The sequence below is a fragment of the Candidatus Parakkermansia intestinigallinarum genome, from assembly GCF_944389695.1.
In the GTDB taxonomy this organism is placed as follows: Bacteria; Verrucomicrobiota; Verrucomicrobiia; order Verrucomicrobiales; family Akkermansiaceae; genus Akkermansia; species Akkermansia intestinigallinarum.
On sequence record NZ_CALXNG010000002.1, the window covers coordinates 120827 to 138640 of the forward strand.

At 59.1% G+C, this 17814-nt stretch carries 20 protein-coding genes; 14 read left to right on the forward strand and 6 right to left on the reverse strand.

The window, feature by feature from the left end:
• Positions 1 to 165 precede the first annotated feature (165 nt).
• The 3 genes from AC6UAL_RS01090 (at position 166) to AC6UAL_RS01100 (ending at position 3460) form a co-directional block, all read left to right on the forward strand.
• Positions 166 to 1521: a glycosyltransferase family 2 protein gene (locus AC6UAL_RS01090; protein WP_500681502.1), complete on the forward strand. Its 1356-nt coding sequence runs from the start codon at positions 166 to 168 to the stop codon at positions 1519 to 1521.
• 214 nt (positions 1522 to 1735) lie between these two features.
• The gene (purN, locus tag AC6UAL_RS01095; RefSeq protein ID WP_500681503.1) at positions 1736 to 2314 is read left to right on the forward strand and encodes a phosphoribosylglycinamide formyltransferase; all 579 of its coding nucleotides are present in this window, start codon (positions 1736 to 1738) and stop codon (positions 2312 to 2314) included.
• Positions 2315 to 2497: 183 nt separating this feature from the next.
• A complete protein-coding gene (locus AC6UAL_RS01100; protein WP_500681504.1) occupies positions 2498 to 3460 on the forward strand; it encodes a glycosyltransferase family 10 domain-containing protein in 963 nt (320 codons plus the stop codon).
• Positions 3461 to 3597: 137 nt separating this feature from the next.
• Here the strand turns inward: AC6UAL_RS01100 and der are convergent, their stop codons facing one another.
• The 5 genes from der to AC6UAL_RS01125 form a co-directional block, all read right to left on the reverse strand.
• Positions 3598 to 5013, reverse strand: coding sequence for a ribosome biogenesis GTPase Der (gene der / locus AC6UAL_RS01105; RefSeq protein WP_500681505.1), 1416 nt, complete (start codon positions 5011 to 5013; stop codon positions 3598 to 3600).
• 144 nt (positions 5014 to 5157) lie between these two features.
• Positions 5158 to 6003, reverse strand: a complete 846-nt coding sequence (locus tag AC6UAL_RS01110) for a hypothetical protein (protein WP_500681506.1) — start codon at positions 6001 to 6003, stop codon at positions 5158 to 5160.
• A 39-nt stretch (positions 6004 to 6042) separates the two neighbouring features.
• A complete protein-coding gene (locus AC6UAL_RS01115) occupies positions 6043 to 7434 on the reverse strand; it encodes an SUMF1/EgtB/PvdO family nonheme iron enzyme (RefSeq protein ID WP_500681507.1) in 1392 nt (463 codons plus the stop codon).
• Positions 7431 to 8819, reverse strand: a complete 1389-nt coding sequence (locus tag AC6UAL_RS01120; protein WP_500681508.1) for a tetratricopeptide repeat protein — start codon at positions 8817 to 8819, stop codon at positions 7431 to 7433. Before AC6UAL_RS01120 ends, AC6UAL_RS01115 begins: the two co-directional genes overlap by 4 nt.
• Positions 8791 to 9615, reverse strand: coding sequence for a hypothetical protein (locus tag AC6UAL_RS01125; RefSeq protein ID WP_500681509.1), 825 nt, complete (start codon positions 9613 to 9615; stop codon positions 8791 to 8793). The genes AC6UAL_RS01120 and AC6UAL_RS01125 overlap by 29 nt, the downstream gene beginning before the upstream one ends.
• A gap of 155 nt (positions 9616 to 9770) precedes the next feature.
• Here AC6UAL_RS01125 and AC6UAL_RS01130 point away from each other — a divergent pair, with 155 nt between their 5' ends.
• Positions 9771 to 11003 (forward strand): polysaccharide deacetylase family protein, encoded by a 1233-nt coding sequence (locus tag AC6UAL_RS01130; RefSeq protein WP_500681510.1) that lies wholly within the window; start codon positions 9771 to 9773, stop codon positions 11001 to 11003.
• 15 nt (positions 11004 to 11018) lie between these two features.
• The gene (locus AC6UAL_RS01135; RefSeq protein WP_500681511.1) at positions 11019 to 11972 is read left to right on the forward strand and encodes a hypothetical protein; all 954 of its coding nucleotides are present in this window, start codon (positions 11019 to 11021) and stop codon (positions 11970 to 11972) included.
• Between the two features lie 128 nt (positions 11973 to 12100).
• Here the strand turns inward: AC6UAL_RS01135 and AC6UAL_RS01140 are convergent, their stop codons facing one another.
• Positions 12101 to 12940, reverse strand: a complete 840-nt coding sequence (locus tag AC6UAL_RS01140) for an HAD family hydrolase (protein WP_500681512.1) — start codon at positions 12938 to 12940, stop codon at positions 12101 to 12103.
• A gap of 385 nt (positions 12941 to 13325) precedes the next feature.
• Between AC6UAL_RS01140 and AC6UAL_RS01145 the strand changes: the two genes are divergently transcribed.
• The 9 genes from AC6UAL_RS01145 to AC6UAL_RS01185 all read left to right on the forward strand — a co-directional run bounded on the left by AC6UAL_RS01145 (position 13326) and on the right by AC6UAL_RS01185 (position 17742).
• Positions 13326 to 13562 carry an AlbA family DNA-binding domain-containing protein gene (locus AC6UAL_RS01145; RefSeq protein ID WP_500681513.1) on the forward strand — a complete coding sequence of 79 codons (237 nt, stop codon included), beginning with the start codon at positions 13326 to 13328 and terminating at the stop codon, positions 13560 to 13562.
• A complete protein-coding gene (locus tag AC6UAL_RS01150; protein WP_500681514.1) occupies positions 13543 to 13848 on the forward strand; it encodes a transposase in 306 nt (101 codons plus the stop codon). The genes AC6UAL_RS01145 and AC6UAL_RS01150 overlap by 20 nt, the downstream gene beginning before the upstream one ends.
• A 17-nt stretch (positions 13849 to 13865) precedes the next feature.
• Positions 13866 to 14840, forward strand: a complete 975-nt coding sequence (locus tag AC6UAL_RS01155) for an IS3 family transposase (protein ID WP_500681515.1) — start codon at positions 13866 to 13868, stop codon at positions 14838 to 14840.
• 53 nt (positions 14841 to 14893) lie between these two features.
• On the forward strand, positions 14894 to 15169 hold the full coding sequence (locus tag AC6UAL_RS01160) for an ACT domain-containing protein (protein WP_500681516.1): 276 nt from the start codon (positions 14894 to 14896) through the stop codon (positions 15167 to 15169).
• The gene (locus tag AC6UAL_RS01165; RefSeq protein ID WP_500681517.1) at positions 15163 to 15675 is read left to right on the forward strand and encodes a GNAT family N-acetyltransferase; all 513 of its coding nucleotides are present in this window, start codon (positions 15163 to 15165) and stop codon (positions 15673 to 15675) included. Before AC6UAL_RS01160 ends, AC6UAL_RS01165 begins: the two co-directional genes overlap by 7 nt.
• A gap of 24 nt (positions 15676 to 15699) precedes the next feature.
• Complete coding sequence (locus AC6UAL_RS01170) at positions 15700 to 16143, forward strand: GNAT family N-acetyltransferase (RefSeq protein WP_500681518.1); 444 nt, start codon at positions 15700 to 15702, stop codon at positions 16141 to 16143.
• A gap of 28 nt (positions 16144 to 16171) precedes the next feature.
• The gene (locus AC6UAL_RS01175) at positions 16172 to 16816 is read left to right on the forward strand and encodes an N-6 DNA methylase (RefSeq protein WP_500681519.1); all 645 of its coding nucleotides are present in this window, start codon (positions 16172 to 16174) and stop codon (positions 16814 to 16816) included.
• Between the two features lie 106 nt (positions 16817 to 16922).
• Positions 16923 to 17198 carry an ATP-binding protein gene (locus tag AC6UAL_RS01180; RefSeq protein ID WP_500681533.1) on the forward strand — a complete coding sequence of 92 codons (276 nt, stop codon included), beginning with the start codon at positions 16923 to 16925 and terminating at the stop codon, positions 17196 to 17198.
• Between the two features lie 31 nt (positions 17199 to 17229).
• Positions 17230 to 17742, forward strand: coding sequence for a hypothetical protein (locus AC6UAL_RS01185; protein WP_500681520.1), 513 nt, complete (start codon positions 17230 to 17232; stop codon positions 17740 to 17742).
• Positions 17743 to 17814: the final 72 nt, after the last annotated feature.

The window sequence follows — 17814 nt, forward strand, 5'->3', positions numbered from 1 at the left end:
TTTGCGGCAGCTCACGCATGGCTCCTTCGCTGAAAAGCTCTGCGGAGCACCGGGACATTGCATGATATCGTATCTTCCGGTGTGCTTCGGGCCGCTTTCTCCGAAGTGTTAGCTTGACTTTTCTTTAGGCGATGTTATTATTCGATGGCTAGCGACCTGTATGATATGGATGAAACAATAGCTGTATCCGTTGTCATTCCCGTGTACAACACGGAGAAATACCTTGATCAGTGTCTGTCTTCTCTGCGAGTGCAGACGCTGCAGGAGGCGGAGTTTCTTTGCGTTGATGACGGCTCTACGGATTGCTCGCTCGAGATTTTGCAGCGGCACGCGAGCGAAGATTCCCGAATTAAGATTCTGGCGGGAACCCATCAGACTGCGGGTGCGGCGAGGAACAGAGCTATGGAAATGGCCCGGGGCGAGTATCTGATGTTTCTTGACTCCGATGATTTTTTTGAAGCGAATTTGCTGGAGCTGATGTATGCCAAGGCCAAGGCGGAAGACCTAGACATGGCCGTATGCGGCGTGAGCGTCTACGAGGAGGCAACGGGGCGTTCCGTTCCCGCGCCACGACAAATCCCTCCTGAATTATGGGGGCGGATGAAAGGGAAAGTTTTTTGTCCGCGCACGGCCATGCCGGACAAGCTGTTTCAACTCATTGCCGGCACGCCGTGGAATAAGATATGGCGTCGCCGTTTTATCGAAAAGCACGGGCTGCGTTACCAGCCTATTGAGAACAGCAATGACACCTATTTCACTTACGCCTCCTTTCTTTTGGCTGATAGAGTGGCTTTGGTGGACGCCGTTCTCGTCCATTGGAGGCTTCGTAGCCATTCACTTACCCGAGCCTACCACAAGCACCCGCTGTGCTTCCTTGATGCGCTGGAGTCGCTTGCGGACTTGCTGCAACGCTTCCCTGATGAAAGGCTCATGTCTTCCTTCCGCTTCGTTAGCGTTGAGTTGTGCGTCTGGAGGTGCGCTCTCACGCCGCCTCGCGTTCGCCCTTTGGTCAAAGACGCGATCACGCGGCGTTTGGAACCCAAACTTGCGCTGAACGCCTTTGTGAGCGACAACTTGGCTCATCCGTCCCCCTCGCTGCAAAGAGATCAGAGAGCCTTTCTTATCTCTTACTCGCAAATCTTTTTGCCCGGACGAACGTATGTGTTATCACTCGGCTTGAACCGGAGGCAGGCATGGCGAACCCTGCGGAGACTTTCCAAACACCTGCCGTCCTTCACCAACGCCGTTGTTTTCGTGTCTGACCTGCCGCCCGGGCTCGAGACGGCTCTGCAAGCCCAAGAAAGCGGTCAGGTCTGCGTCCTGTTCATTCGGCGCGATGACAGGGAGAAGCTTGCCGAGGCGATGGCTCTGTTGCCGGATTTCGTCGCGCACGAGCTGATCATCCCCGGGCTCTTCTCGACACGGAGATACGTGAGGGATGAAGGGCTGTCTTTGCCTCTTGATCAGCTCAAACCTATGAGTTTCGTGACGCAGCTCTGTATGCCTTATCTGCTTCGGTAGTCCTTGCATGACGCACGGCTGTTGCATGGCGTGACTGCGGCGGCGGCGTCTTGAAAGGACGGCGTCTTGCGGCGTGCGGCAGCGGCTTGCCGGGCTGCGTTTGGCGTTTGGACTCGGCGCGCGGATTGATGCGATGCGCGGCGTTCGGCCGAGGTGTTGCGGCGGGGGCTTTGAGATTGACAAGGCTCGGGCTTTCGGGTAGATTAGCCGTGTTATGAGTTTACGTCTTGCCGTACTGGGATCGGGCTCGGGCAGCAACTGCCAGTCCATTTTCAATGCCATTGATGACGGTCGCCTTGATGCCGAGGTCGTCATTGTGCTTTCCGACCACGAGGACGCTTACATCCTCGAGCGCGCCCGCCGCCGCGGCGTTCGTGCCGAATACATGGATTGCAAGGGGTATAAGAACAAGTTTCCGCTCGAGGTGCAGGAGGCGCTGGCGCGTCAGCTCACGGAGCTGAAGGTTGATCTCGTGTGTCTGGCCGGGTTCATGCGCCTCGTGAAGGAGCCGTTGCTGCGCGCTTTTCCGCGCCGCATCCTCAATATTCACCCGGCTCTGCTGCCTAAGTTCCCGGGCGTCGAGGCGTGGAAGCAGGCGCTGGAGGCCGGGGCGTCGACGACGGGGTGCACGGTTCATTATGTGGATGCCGGGATGGACACGGGCGAGATTCTCATGCAGGCGCACGTGCCGGTCTTGCCGGGAGACACGCCGGAGAGCCTTCACGCGCGCATTCAGGTGCAGGAACATATCCTGTACCCCGCGGCGATTCTCTCGGCCGTGTCGCGGCTCTGAAGACGAGAGGGGCGGATTATATTTTGTTCGCGGCATACGTTTAGTACATCTTGGCGTTGCAATGGCGATTGTCATATGATAACATGGCCTCTTGGATGAGATGACACGCTCACCTTCGATGAGGCGGCGCCGTTGCTCCGCTGAGCGCTTTTCCTGTGAGACAACTTCTTCCTTGATACCTAAATGAAAACTGTCAAAATTGCCTACAGCGACTGTCCGAATTTTGATTTCGAGCATTTTTATCTTACGGAGGCTATGCGGCCTTTCTGCAATCCCGTGCTCTCGGATGATCCTGATATTGTATTTTACTCATGCTATGCGCGTGAGCACATGAAGTACCAAAACGCCCTGAAGGTCTTTTTTAACGGGGAGAACGTGCACCCTGATTTCAATGAGTGTGATTACGCGATTTCCTGCCAGCCGATTCAGTACGGCAATCGGTATTTCCGGCTCTCTGATTTTGATATCACGATGGACGCGTCGGTGAATGATCGCCGGGGCTTGGATGTGAGCGACAAGACGCGTTTTTGCAATTTCATTTATTCCAACGATCACCAGGATCAGGAAGGGGCGCGTTTGCGAATGGAGTTTTGCAGGCTTCTCATGGCGTATAAGCATGTGGATTGTCCCGGACGCGTTTTGCACAATTTGGATGCGCCCGAACTGGTCGGCCGCCTTGACCGGAATCGCTCTACCAGCAAAAAAGACTTCATCCGGCAGTACAAGTTTACCATCGCATGGGAAAATACTTATGGTGAAGGCTACACGACGGAAAAGCTGTCTGAGCCTCTGATGGCCGGTTCCGTGCCGATTTATTGGGGGTCGGTGCCGGATTACATCAATCCGAAATCCATCGTCGATGTGTCCAAGTTCGCGAATCTGAACGAGGTGGTGGACTTTGTCCGCTTCTTGGATCAGGATGATGCGGCCTATCAGGAGATGTTGTCGACACCGCCGGTGTTGCCGCAATACAATTTCAAGTGGATGGATGACTTGTCCTCGTTCCTCAAGCAGATTGTGGATTCGGACTTCGCTAAGCGGGCCAAGTCGCCGATGAATTACGATTCCGTTGCCGTTGCTCTGCGCTCGCTCCGCAAGCGTAAGTCGTTTTTGAAGCGCTTGGCGATGCGCTGGCGCAAGAGGTGATTGTTCTCTGATTCTGCCGGACGCGCTCAGGTTGTTCGTCTCGGCGCATGACGGCCCCCTGCAGTCCTGCTGCGGGGGGCCGTCTCTGTCGCGACTGCGTTACTCGTATCGGGCGCGTTGCGACGCGTTTGTCGCCCTTAGTCGTTGCGGACGCGCGAGCGCGGCGATAAGACGATGGGAACGCCGGCGGCTTTGATGCGCGAGCGGATGGTGTTGCGCAGGTACTGCGCGTAGCTGTCGGAGAGCAGGCGCTTGTCGTTGACGAAGAGGACGTAGGTCGGCACCGGGATGGTGGTGTATTTCTCGTTGACGGCCGTCGTCGCGTAAAAGAGCTTGAGGCGCTTGTGCAGCACGCGGTGCTGCCCGGGCGGGTTCATCTCCATGGCGCGCTGCAGCAGGCGGTTGAGTTCGCCCGTGCCCGGCATGTTGAGGGCTTCCTGCTGCACGCGGGCGATGGATTTGAAGATGCCGTCGATGCCCTCGCTGCGCTTGGCCGAGACGATGGCGACGGGGGCGTAGTCCAAGAAGAAGAGGTTTTCGCGGATGTGTTCGCGCACGGCTTCTTTGCGCGCGCTCAGCGGGGCGTCGGGGCAGTAGAGGTCAAATTTGTTGACGACGATGATGCAGGGCTTGCTTTCTTTGGCGATGATGGAGCCGATGCGGCGATCCTGCTGGGTGACGCCGGCGGCCATGTCGATGACCAGCAGGCAGATGTCGGAGCGGCGGATGGCTTTCTCGCTGCGCATGGCCGAGAAGACTTCGACGGAGGTGTCGCGCTTGGAGCGCGGCCGCATGCCGGCGGTGTCGATGAGCACGTAGTTTTTGTCCTCGCGGCTGTAGGGCACGTCGATGGCGTCGCGCGTCGTGCCCGCGACGTCTGAGACGATGGTGCGGCGATCGCAGAGGATGGCGTTGATCAGCGATGATTTGCCGGCATTCGGGCGGCCGACGACGGCTACTTTGATGGGGGAGTCGGCGCTGACTTCTTCGCGTTCGGGCTCTTCGCCGGGCTCGGTGTCGGGGGCGGTTTCGGCGCGGTGCGACGCGGCGCCCAGGGCTTTGAGTTGCGCGTTGAGTTTGGCGGCCAGTTCGGCAAAGCCGCGTCCGTGGGCGGCGGAGGTGAAGACGAAGTCGGCAAAGCCGAGTTCGGCGAACTCGCCGAGGTTGAGTTCCTGTTTGTCGGTGTCGGCTTTGTTGAGGACGAGCAGGACGGGCACTTCGCTCTTGTGGAGGCGTGCGGCGATGCTCTTGTCGATGGGTGTCAGGTGGTCGCGGCAGTCGCAGACGAACATGATGAGGTCGGCGGCGTTCAGGGCGATGTCGGCCTCGAGGGCGACCTGCTCGGCGAAGCCGTCGTCGAGCGTCGAGCCGATGCCGCCCGTGTCGACGACGAGGGCTTCGTAATCGGTGATGCGAGCCGGCGCGCTCAGGCGGTCGCGGGTGACGCCGGGCTGGTCATGGACGATGGCGATGCGGCGTCCGACCATGCGGTTGAAGATGGCCGATTTGCCCACGTTGGGGCGTCCGACGATGGCGATGGTGGGGGTGGTCATGGGTCTCAGGCAAAGAGGAGAATCTTCGGAACAGAGAGGGCAGGGGGTAGGGCCGGCGGGCAGCGGGTGCTGCGGGTGCTGCGGGTGCTGCGGGTGCTGCGGGGGCGTCGCGGGGCGAAGGCGGCCTTCGCCCCGCGATCTCGCTTAGATCGGGCTGTCGGTGATCTTGCGGACGTTTTCTTCGTCTCCCTTGGGCGCGACGTAGGGTACGAGGCCCATGGGGTAGATGGCGCCGCCGGAACTGACGAGGTCAACGGGGCCGCCGCTGCGCTTGAAGAGCTTGATGGAGACGCGGTTGCCCTTGCTGTTCATGACGGAGTAGGTGAAGATTTCCGGCGTGGACTGGCAGAGCACGTGCAGGTTTTGTTTCGAGTCGAGGCGGATGCGCGGCTCCATGAAGTTGAGAAAGCGCCCCAAGTAGCAGGCGCCGATGGCCCGGCGGGAGTTCTGCTGGGTCACCTGCCCGAAGAGACAGTTTTGCCCGTTGACGCTCAGGTGTTTGACGTGCATCTGGAGCGGCTGGCCGCCGCGCTGGATGTTGAAGGTGCGGATGACGCCGCCGCTGCTCATGGTGAAGCTGGCGGCGTTGGAGGAGTAGGCCGAGCGCTGGTCGGGCATGGTGACGATGGCCGTGGCTTTGTAGATGCCGTCCATGTTGAAGTTGAAGCCCGAGCGTATGTCGAGCCGGAAGCTCTTCTGCTGCCCGGGATCCAAGGTGACGCGCGGGAACTTGAGGATGGCAATCGGCGAGAGCGGGTAGGGCGATGCCGAGCTGGTTACCTGAAAGCGCAGCCAAGGGTTATTGGGGTTGTTGCGGAAGTCGAGGGTGCGATCGGTGTGGTTGGTCAGGGTGATTTTGAGCAGGACCGATTCGCCGATCAGGTACTGCTTGCGCTCCGGTTCGAGACGCAGCTCAATTTGCGCGGAGAGCGGTGCCGTGAAGAGTAGGCAGCAGAGCAGAAGCAGGGCGGCTGTGACGAGTTTTTTCATGGTCGGGATGGGGTGGGTGTTGAGGTGGAGTTTCGGGTGTTATTTCGCGTGGAGGCGGAAGGTGCGGTTGGGGTTGCGGGCGCCGGGGTCGCATTCGGCCTGGGGAAGGGGGGCTTTGTTTTTGCGGGCTCCGCTGTTGTTGGCCGAGAGGATGATGCAGGCGTCGCCGATGACGGGGTCATCGTTGGTGCGGGTTGCGGTCCATTCTTCCAGCGCGGAGGCTCCGAGTGTTGCTCTGACGGGCTGCAGGAGTTTGGCGTCGGGCAGGCGGCGGCGGGCGTAGCGCGAGTAGGCCAGCGCGTCCCAGTACGAGACGTTGACGACGGGGGCGTCGGGTGTCAGTTCGCGGCCGTAGCGGTTGCGGTGGTTGATGGCGTCCTGCTGCATGCCGATCCAGTCGTCGGGTTCGTGTTTTCGCGCGTTTTCGGGGATGCCCTTGTTGATGGCGTCGCGCTCGGCTTTGCTCATGTTTTTGAGGGCGTCGAGGAATTGGGCGTATTCGTTGATGCTCACGGGGCGGGACATGACGCGGGCGCCTTCGCAGAGCACGTAGCCGTCTTTCACCGGAGAGAGCTGATGCGCCACCTTGAAGGTGAAGAGGTGGCCGAGCTGGCTCATGGCCGCGACGATCAGCAGGCAGATGCCGCCCAGCAGGGCGTTGCGGGTGTATTTGCGGCGGCGCTGGTTTTCGCGCCTCATGCTGCTGTTGACGTCGTGCACGCGCACGACGCTCTTGAGCGGGGCGGCGGTGGCCGAGGGGTTGAGCTGCTGGCGGATGAGCTGCGCGGTCGAGCCGATGCCTTCCCAATCGAGCATCCGGCCTTCGTAGCCCTCCGCCATCCACTCGATGAGGGTCGCGGCGCGCGTCTGCCCGGGGACGTTGACGGGCAGGAAGGGCTTGAGCAGCAGGCCCAGCTGCCGCATCGCCTGCTGCGTCTGCTCGGTGCGGTGGCTGCCGCCGACGGTGACCGGGGAGAGGAAGTGGACGGCGCCCTTGCTCGTCAGGTAGATCATGTCGGCATCGAGCGCGAGCACCGGCAGGTCGGCGGCCGCTGCGGCGCAGTAGAGCTCGGCGGCTGCCAGCACGATGCGGCAGATGTCGTCGACGCTCAGGGCTTCTCCCGGCGTGCGCACCGAGAGCGGGGTGCCCGGCGGCAGGTCTTGCGTGAGGTACCAGTAGCTGTCGGCGCAGCCTGAGTCGAGGACCTTGGCGACGTGCGGCAGTTTCGAGCCGACGCGCGCACGCGCCGAGCCGACGAAGTTGCCGATTTCTTCTTCTTCGGCGGTGGGGCGCAGAACCTCGACGATGACTTTGCGCTCCACGTGCTCTTGGCTGGCCAAGTAGCGATCCGTGTGCTCATGCGAGCCCAGGAGGCGGATGAGGGTGTAGACGCCGAGGCGCGCCGGCTGTTCCGGGAATATGGGAATCATGACGGGTTATCGGGCAGTTCGGTTGGAATGTTTTCGATGGCTTCGGGCGCGGTGCCCTGTTCGTAGAGGAAGTCGGAGACCGGCAGGGCTTCTTCGTAGTTGAGCCCGTCGTCGGGCAGCAGGCCGCCGGGGGCGATGCGCCGCCTGTTGTTGAGGATTTGCTCGTGCAGGATGAGGGCGGACGGGCTGCTGATGCAGTCGAGCGGTTCGCCTTTGTAGAGGAGTTTGGCCGTGAAGCCGTAGTAGCGCACGTCGCCGTAGACGGATTGCTCGTCGATGGTCAGCGGCGGGATGCGGTAGGAGACGAGCAGGTTTTCTTCGCCGTCGCTGAAGGTTTGCGCTTCGTGTTCCCAAGCGGGCTCGGGCTCGGCCAGACGGTTGAACTCGATTTTGCGCCCGTTGACGAGGTCGAACATCTGGATTTCAATCTTGATGTCTTCGGGCAGCACTTCTTCGCCGGAGGCCAGCAGCACCGGAATGAGCAGCCGGACGGATTCGCCCGTCTCGGGGTCGTAGCTGTGTTGGGTGCGGTGGGGGCCGAAGGAGAGTTTGCCGCGCATGTCGGACGGGCGCGCCATGCCGAAGGTCAGGCGGCGCGATGCGCGCTCAAAATAGCGCCCCGCGCGGTCGCGCATGCGAAACACGCGCATGTAGTACTCACGCGCTTTGTCGGGGTTGAGGAGTTTGTCGTAGGCCATGCCGTAGTAGTAGAGCAGGGCCGGGTGGTTGGGGTTGATTTCGTAGGCCGCCTGAAAGTTCAGAATGCTGCGGCGCACGTCGCCTTCGATCATGGCCGCTACGCCCGAGCGAATCAGCTCGTCGACTTCGGCTTCATCTTGTGTGGTCGGGCCGGAGTCAGCGCCGTCATCGGCGCTGTCGCTGCGCTCGAGCTCGGCGGCAAGCTCGGCATCATCTTCCATGCGGGCGGAGATGAGGTCCATTCCGGCGTCTTCCGCCAAGATGGTTTCGACGGTGCGGGGCTGCAGCGGCGGGGCTTCGTTCGGGTCGTCGCTCTGCTCCGGCTGCGCGTCGGCCGCGGGGGCGTTTGCTGCGGGGGCGTTGCCCGATGAGGCGCTGATGCTGCTGGCGCGGCTGCCCGAGAGGGCTCGCGCGAGGCCCTGCGCCTCGATGGCGGCCATGTTCATGCGGGCGACGTCGAGGTCGAGGCGCGCCGCTTGCTCCATGCGGCCGCAGATGCCGATGCCCAGCACCACGAGCTGCATCACCATCAGCCCCGTGCACAGGGTGATGACGAAGCGCGCGGAGAGCAGGCCGCTGCCCAAGCGCTGCAGCGCGCGCAGGGCGAGATGCGGGCGGCGGCTCCGCGCGAGGCGGCGGAGCCCGGAGCCGGCCGCCTTAACGACTCTGGTCGGCCGAATGGTCATACTCGATGATGTCGCCCTTGTATTGTGCGAGAATCGCCTGCATGAGCGCCTCCGCAGGCTCGCCCTTCTTCGGGTCGAAGCCTCCGTACGTCATGCCGTCAAACTTGATGCTGCGGGAGCCGACGGTGAAGCGGGCAAAGCCCTTGAAGCCCTTGCTCCACTGGCGCAGGTCGATGCAGCTGATGTCGGCGATGCGGAAGCTCTCGCGGCCGATGGTCACGAGGTCTCCGTGCAGCTCGACTCGGCGGCGGGCGATGCGCAGCATGAAGGCCAGCAGCAGGAGAGCCAGCAGCATGCAGCCCGCTCCGGCGTAAAGCTGTTCGTGCACGGAGGAGTCCGTGTACGGGTGATCGGCCGGTTTGAGCGGGAAGCCCCGCCGCGCCGTGTAGGTCTGCCAGCATGCGTACCAGTCCCGATTCATGGCGGCCAGATCCTGCGTCTCGACGGGGCAGGTGCCGACCGCCGCATCCGAGGGCAGGGGAACGCGTTCACCGCCGGCCGTGAGGCAGAACACGCTCTCGCCCTCGCGTTCCGTCGGGAAGAGCGGGGTCGATTCGCGCAGGCGCCGCCAAGCCTCCGCATCCCGCGTCTCGGGGCGGTCGACGGGTTGCTCGGCGGCCAGTTTGCCGAGTTCGGCGAAGGCGCGATGGCTCAGGTACACCTCGTTGGCTTTCGGGTAGCCGACGAGCCCGTCGTAGAAAAAGTAGAGGCCGAAGCCGACGAGGGCAGCCAGCATGACGGCGATGCGCACGAAGGTGTCGCGCGTCGGTTTGCATATGATGTTCTGCTCAGCCATGTGCGTGAAGTCTATCACAGAAAGGCCGCCATTTACAGCATAAAATGAGCAATCGGGCGCGCCGGAAGCTCAATTGACAGAAATAAGGCTTGCCTTGTCGGCTGAATGTGTTAACTTCGTGGCGGATGAGACGCTTTCTGCACATAATCCCGGCGATGCTGATGCTGCTTTTCGTCGTGCAGGTTCAGGCGCAGGATGAGCTGCCCGACTTGCCGCCCGAGCCCGATTGGCACGACCTTCCCGCCGACGGCGCCGCTGTTGCTCCGCCCGCCGACCGGAGCGGAGCGCGGTTGCGCAGCTGCTCGCCGGATCAGGCCTTGCTCGTGCCGCACGATCAGACCCGCGTCGCCGTGCTCGGTTACCACAACTTCAGCAAAACCGAGCCCGTGACCGAGATGCTCATGCGCACGGACGACTTCCGCGCGCAGATGCAGTACATCCGCGACAACGGCCTGACGGTCATCAGCATGGAGGAATTCCTCGAATGGCGCTTCGGGCGCCGCGAGCTCCCGGCCCGCTGCGTCCTCATCACCCTCGACGACGGGTGGCGCAGCGTCTACACCGACGCCTACCCCATTTTGCGCGAGTTCGGCTTCCCCTTCACGCTCTTCCTCTACCCCGACTTCCTCACGGGGCGCGGCAACAGCCTCAGTGTGGACATGGTGCGCGAGATGATGAAGAACGGAGCCACCATCGGCAGCCACTCGCTCACACACCCCTACCCCTCCGAGTGGAAAGCCGCGGCCGCGCAGGGCGACGAGGCCAATGTCGCCTTCATCGACGAGCAGCTCGGCAAGTCGCGCGAGAAGCTCAGCCAACTCTTCGGCCCCATTACGACTTTCTGTTACCCCGGCGGCTACCACACGCCCGTGATGCTCGAGCGCATGCCGAGCTACGGCTACACGGCGGCCTTTACGGTGGTGCCGGGCAAGGTGACGGATGATGAGCCTGCTTGGCAGATTCATCGCTACATGATTTTCGGGACGGATGAGTCCGTCTTCCGCAGAGCGATGGACTTCCGCACGGCGCAGCTCGGCAAGATGGTTTCGACGGGAGCCGAGCCGGGCACCCTCCCGCGATCGACGCCGCTTCCTCCCTTCCCGGTGAGCCCGCGACCGCGCTCCGTCGTCAGCTGTGAGGTGCCGGTAATCTCGGCGCAGCTCAGCGGCGTTGCGGGTATTGATTTTTCATCCGTTCGCATGAGCGTGAGCGGATTCGGCAGAGTGCCGGCCAAGGTTGACCACAGCAGCCGCACGATTGAGTGGACGCCGCCCTGCCGCATTTACATGCCCAGCATTTCCGTGCACGTTACTTGGAATACCTCCGACGGCACCAGCCACAAGGCCGAATGGTGCTTCCAAGTTGACCAGAACGTCACGGCTCAATAAATGACAACACAGAACATGGAACAAGACGAACTGAAGAAGTCCGCTGAAGCCGAGGCCAAACCTGCGCCCCGCCGCAGGAGCGCCAAGGCCGCCCAAGCCGCAGGCGAAGCCGGCGCCGCCGCCCCTGCCGCTCAGACTCCCAAGCCCGCCCGTCGCCGCGCGACGGGAGCCGCCAAGGCTGCCGCCGCTGCCCCCGAGCCGCAGGCCGCCGCCGATGCGCCTGCCGAGAAGCCCGTGCGTCGCTCCCGTGCGCGCAGTGCCTCCTCCAAGAAAAACGCGGTGGAGACCGAGGCCGCTCCCGCTGAGGCCAAGGCCCCGCAGCCCGCGGCTGAGCCCGCTCCGAAGCCTGTAGCCGAGCCCGCTCCGAAGCCTGTAGCCGAGCCCGCCCCGAAGCCTGCGGCCGAACCTGCTCCGCAGCAGACGGCCGAACGCGCCCCGCAGCCGGCCGCGCATCCCGAGTCTCAGCCGGCCGCCGCCGGAGCCGAGCCCTCCGCCCGCAAGCCGCAGGAGCCTCGCCATGAGCGAGCGAACAGGCAGGGCAACAACAACCGGCCTCAGCAGGAGCGCCGCAGCGGAGATAACGCTGAGGGGCGCGAGCTCGAGCCCGCTCCGGGCTACGCCGTGCCCGAGACCGTCGGCGGCAACGAAGGCGGCGGAGGCGGTCGCCGCAAGCGCCGCCGTCGCAACCGAGGCGACAACCCCGGCCAGCAGAACCCGGCTCCCGCTTTCAACGGCAACATTGATGCCGATGAACTCAAGCGCCGCGCATGGAAAATCTACCTCGGCGAAGTGACCGAAGACGGTCTCGCTTTGATGGACGACCGCACGGCGGCCGAGGCATCGCGCCGCGCCTTCCGCGTCGCGGAACTCTTCCTCATCGAAGCCGCTCGCCACGCGCGCCCGGCCGCGCCGAAGCCCACCGGTAACAACCGCCCGGCAGCCGACGACGAAGCCGAAGAAGAACTCTGAGTCGGCCTTTCACCGCGCTCCTGCAAACGAAGCCCCGCAGCCTCGGAAAACCGAAGCGGCGGGGCTTCCTGTTGGCGCGGCCCTCCCGACCGAAGACAGCGGCGGGCGCGGCGGCGTTTGCCCTTCCCTCAGCGCATATTGTGCAGGATGCGATCGGCGATGTCGCGCACGCGGAACTCCAAGATATTCCACAGGTGACTGCCCTGTGAATAATCGGCCGGAGCGAAAAAGTCCACCCGATGCTGGTCCGACTTGAGGTCGTAGCACTTGCGGAAACTCTGCCGCGTCACGTCATCCTTGTCGTAGACCGCCACCGTCGTGCCACCCTGCTGGCGCATCACCGTGAAGCAGGGCACGTCCGTCGGCCCGTCGCCGATGTAGATCATGTGAGAGAACGGCACGGGGCGCAAATCCCCGTCCATGTGATCATTCACATCCTCGTTGTAATTGAGCATCCCCTTGTTGATGCGGAAAAGAAACTGCGTCTTCATCGTGTGAGAAATCACGCGCTTGGGGAAATCAATATGCCCCTCGCGCTCGCTGAACTCACAGGCAAAAATCTGCCGCATGTACGGGCGAATCAGCGAACCGTCGAGAATACTCTTAATGCCGCTGGAAATCACGTAATACTCCACGCGGATACCCGCATAGCGATGCTCGTCGCTCAGCGCGCGTTGGGGCAGCAACTCAAAGAAACTCGGAATCCCCGGGAAAAAGGTCAAGCGCGAGCCCAAGCTGCTCAACTGCTCATTGCTCACCCCGTCGAGGCAGAGAGCATCCAGCAGCTCTTTGAGGTAGCTCAGCTCACCGTCCCAGCCCTCATTGCGGCTGCGATCATTGCACTTCTTCCAGAAAATCTCGGCATTGATGCCGAACTCCGGGAAAATCGTCTCCTCCTGCATGTTGTGCGGGCTGAGCGTATGATCGAAATCGAAAATGAGCGCAATCGTATTCTGGGGGACAGCCATGAAAACGTTATAGCACGCCGCGGGCCGATGGCAAGCAAAAAGAGAGCAGCTGCCCGCAGCGGCCACACCTGTCCCAACGTTTTGCTTTGCGGGAAACACCGCGCGAGCCGGAAATCTGAAGGCGGCAAGGCAAGAGCAGCACTCAAAGCAAAACTCCTTGTAGTAGGGGGATCCTTTAGCGGCTGAGCCATGAAGGGCTCATTCATCCATTGCCACGGATCTATTTTGCTGAAGAGATTCAACCTCAGAAAGGAGACGAGATGGAACATGTGCCCGGATACAAGGCCTTTGTTTTGATAAATTGCGCTGCTCTGCATTGCATACATGATTCCTTGACAAAGCTTTAGGGATATGATAACTAGGAGGCGGCTGTACGAAATGGCGCATGACACGTGACGAAATCAATGCGGGCGAATCGGAAACACTGGAGTTTAAGGAGCAACTCCCGAATGACCACAAAACCTACATCAAAACCTTGGTGGCCTTTGCCAATCAGGAGGGCTATGCTGGCCCCGGGTTTCCGGACACGAGGCTAACCCACGTTTTGCTTGCCCTCAGCCAAGGGAGTGCGTATCATCTAACGAAACCACGCGCAACCCATCATGAGCAACCCTATACATAAACGCGGCCGCTACAGCGTCGCCATAAAAAAACAAGTAATTAAAGAAGCCCTGTCCGGCGAGAAAACCTTGGCTCAAATTGCCTCAGACTTCGGCATTAGCCCGGAAACCGTTAAGGACTGGAAGAAGCAGGCATGGCAAGCCATAGAAGAGAGCCTCACGCGCAAAGGGCTACGCAGTGAACCGGAGCGAAAGCAGAAAGAGATCGATACGCTACAGCGATTACTGGGGCAGAGGGAGTTCGAACTCGACCGGCTGTCAAAAAAAGCCAAAGAGTCGGGGCTGTAGAGCAGAGGCACCGGCTCGTGGATGTTCATGCTCACACATTGAGTCGAAAGCGCCGGTGCGAGCTGCCGGGCGTGGCTCGTAGTAGCAGTTACTACAAACCGGTGACACCGACGGCAGCGGAGCAGGAGGCGGAAGCAAACTTGGCTCGAGCCCTGCAAGCACTCTACCTTCAAGATGCAACGTTGGGACGACGCCGTCTCCTTTGTATGCCGGAGCGCCAGCATGGCATTAGGGCAGGCTACAAACGCATCGCCACGATTCGGAAGAAACTGGGCCTGCGCACCATCTTCCGGCATCCACAGACGACTGTGGCGGCGAATCCAAGGAAAGGCGGAAAGTATCCTTATCGTCTCAGAGATAAAAAGATAGAACGAATTGACGAAGTGTGGACGAGTGACATCACCTACCTCCAAATCGGACAAAAGAACTACTATCTCTGTGCGGTGATAGATTGGGCAAGCCGCGGAATATTAGGCTGGAGCCTGAAAGATAACATGAGCACGGATCTGTGCCCGGAGGCTCTGGAGATGGCGTTCTCGACCGGGCGCAGGCCTCAGATATTCAATACGGATCAAGGAAGTCAGTATACCTCAGAGAGGTGGCAGACAAGGATGCTCGAAGAGGGTATTCTCATCAGCCAAGAGAGCAAAGGACGATGGGCAGATAACATCGTGATGGAGCGCTTCCGGCGCACCTACAAACACGAGTTTTTTCTGCTCGAAGATATTCCGAGTCTACAGATAGCCAAGGAAAGAACGGCTCGCTGGCTCGACTACTACAACGGGCAACGAGCGCATTCAACGCTGGGCAATCAAAGCCCCCAGATGTACACAGAGGCCGCAGGGATGACCCTCGAACCCCATTTTTTGAGGGACTTTTACGCTGCGGAGCGGCACTTGTCGCTGCGCTCCTCGCCCTCGCATAGCTCGGGAAGCCGCTCCTACGCTCCAAATTCCCTCAAAAAATGGCTTGCGTTGCATCGTCCGGCATGATATAAGATATTCACGCACCCACTCGTGCTCGGGGGTAAAAAACGCCCTCCCGTGTGTCGAAGAAGGGGTGCCAGCTTAATGCTCCAGATAACACCACAGACCGAGAGGATGGATGGAGAGCTTTTCGGATAGAGGGTTTGCTGGACTTTTCTCTGACCGGCATACTGGCCAAGATTGCTTCTCATCTAGCAGAAAAGAATATACCGATATTTGCCATATCCACTTTTAATACAGACTATGTGTTGGTAAAGGCAGAATATGAGATGGAGGCATTAAGTGTGCTTGGTCAGGCAGAATATCAGATTGTGACAGGGGAATCCGCATGCTGATACGAAGAGAAAATAAAAGTGATTACGAAAGTATTTATGATGTGGTAAAGACAGCTTTTGAGAGCGCTGACCATGCGGACGGCAACGAGCAGGATCTGGTCAATGCTCTTAGAAACGGGGATTCCTATATCTCCGAGCTGTCGCTCGTTGCGGAAATAGATGGAATCATTGTCGGACACGTTATGTTTACAAAAGCGTGGGTTGGAGATATTCCGGTTCTTGCGCTTGCTCCGCTTTCTGTAATCCCAGAGTACCAAAGAAAAGGAATCGGTACGGCATTGGTAAAAGAGGGACATAGGATTGCAGCTGACCTTGGCTTTGCGTATTCTGTTGTACTGGGCAGCGAAAATTATTATCCCAAATTCGGATATGTTCCGGCTGATACCGTTGGCATACAGGCACCCTTTGACGTGCCGAAGAAGAATTTCATGGCATATAAGCTGAGGGAAGATGCACCGGAGGCTTGCGGAGTAATGCGATATGCAGGGGAATTTGGGATTACGTAAAAATTTATTTTGCAGGTGTGTGGCATGAGTGTTATTGAGATTTTGACTGATAAGAAACAGTATCTCGATTTATTGTTATTAGCGGATGAGCAAGAAGATATGATAGATCGTTATCTTTCCAGGGGCAGGATGTACATTCTTGATGATGATGGCATTAAGTGCGAGTGTGTTGTAACCGATGAAGGAAATGGTGTGCTGGAGATAAAAAACATTGCGACAGTTCCGGAGTACCAAGGTAAAGGATATGCAAAAGCGATGATTGATTTTGTTGTCAATAAATATAAAGGACAGTATACCGTTGTGCAGGTCGGAACCGGTGATAGTCCTTTGACGATTCCGTTCTATGAAAAGTGCGGCTTCGTTTATTCTCATAGCTTACCAAACTATTTTATAGACAATTATGATCATCCGATATTTGAGAACGGTATTCAGTTGGTAGATATGGTCTACCTGAAAAGACCGTTATGAACATTTTCCAGTTTGACGAGGTGACGAGATGTACGCACAGACTGCAGTAAAATCCCATATCTTACTCCGTAACGGTGCATACGGCATCGTTATGAGGGGTGTGCAAAAATGCACATGTGCGGATGCATCGTTACGAGATAGAAATGCCCTGCCGTTATGTTGTATCAAATTAGACACGGCAACCGACCCGTGTTGTGGCAGTGGTGCTTTTTTAGTAAGAGCATTGACCGAAGCGATAGATGATTGCAATGGAAACATTGCCGATGAACAAAAGGTAAAGAAAGAGCAAATTTATGGCATTGAAGATGAGGAATATGCTTTTGGATTATCTACTACGAATATGTTAATTCATGGGGACGGCAATTCAAATGTCATATCGGTGGATATGTTTTGTAAAGCATATTATCAACCAAAACCATTTTATGCGGTTGGTCATGGGCGAATAAACATGTTGCTCCCTAAGTTTGAGATGAATGTATATCGCGCCATGTACATTTGTGCGGTAATTAACAATGAGCGATACCGTTTTAGTTATGGAAGAGCCGTTTACAGTGGTGTTTTGAAAGACCTACAAATTTCTCTACCAGTAGATGCTAACGGTAATCCAGATTGGCAATACATGGAAGATTACATTAAGTCTCTTCCTGCTGGCGATAAGTTGGCAAACTTGTGAAACAATAAAAATTCCTACAAAAAACTCCCCACTGTCTTTGCCGATGGTGGGGAGTTTTTGTGGCGTTTTAAAAATCACCTGATGTTGGTGATAGAGCCTTCATAATCTGCACGAGGGGCTCTCTTTGCCCAGCAATCCATCACTGGCTGAAGCTTTTAAATATCTCGGACTGATTGAAAAATGGGGCAGTGGCATCGGGCGTATCAGCCATGCCCTCAGGGAAAGCAATTTGCCGGATGCCACCTATGACAACAATGTTGCCGGGTATCGCAGCTTCCTCCGTGTCACCATGAAACGCCTTCCGGCTCGCTCTGCGCTTCCTTTCGAACAAAACTGTGGGACACATGTCCGGCGGCACTCTTGCGGCGCCGATTGTGTTTGACAAATGAGCCCTTTCGGTATTCAATAGAGACATGAAGCGCCTCTTCGTGCTCGCCGCCTGCGCCGGCTTCCTGACCGTCTCCTGCAGCACCCCGCAGGAGACCGCGCTGCTCAGCATTGCCGACCTTCCGCTCACGAGCACCAAGCCTGCGTCCTTTGATATCGAGCACGCTCCCGTGCGCGCCCACAACCGCTATCTGCTCTACGGCACCAACACCGATGATGAGCGCCGCCGCCGCCTCGGCGACTATTATTACGTGCGCTGGTACGATGCTGATCCCTCTGCTCACGTGCGCCTCGTGATGCACTACACCCAAGCGCTCAGCCGCTCCGAGCCGCAGCAGCGCAGTGTTGAGTACCGCGAGCCTCGCGAGCGTGCTGAGGAGCAACTCACCCGATTCTTCTTCAACGGCGAGGAGCGCATCCGCAAGGGAGACATCCTCAGCTGGAAGATCGAGCTGTACTGCAACGGCAAGCTCAAAGACGTCATGCGCTCCTACCTCTGGCGCGAGCCCGGCTTCAGCAGCACAGAAGCCGCCGACTAAGCGCGTTCCGGCATCCGCAGAGCGGCGTTTGTTTGCGGCAGAGCCCGCGCCCTTCCCGCCGTTGAGCTCCGT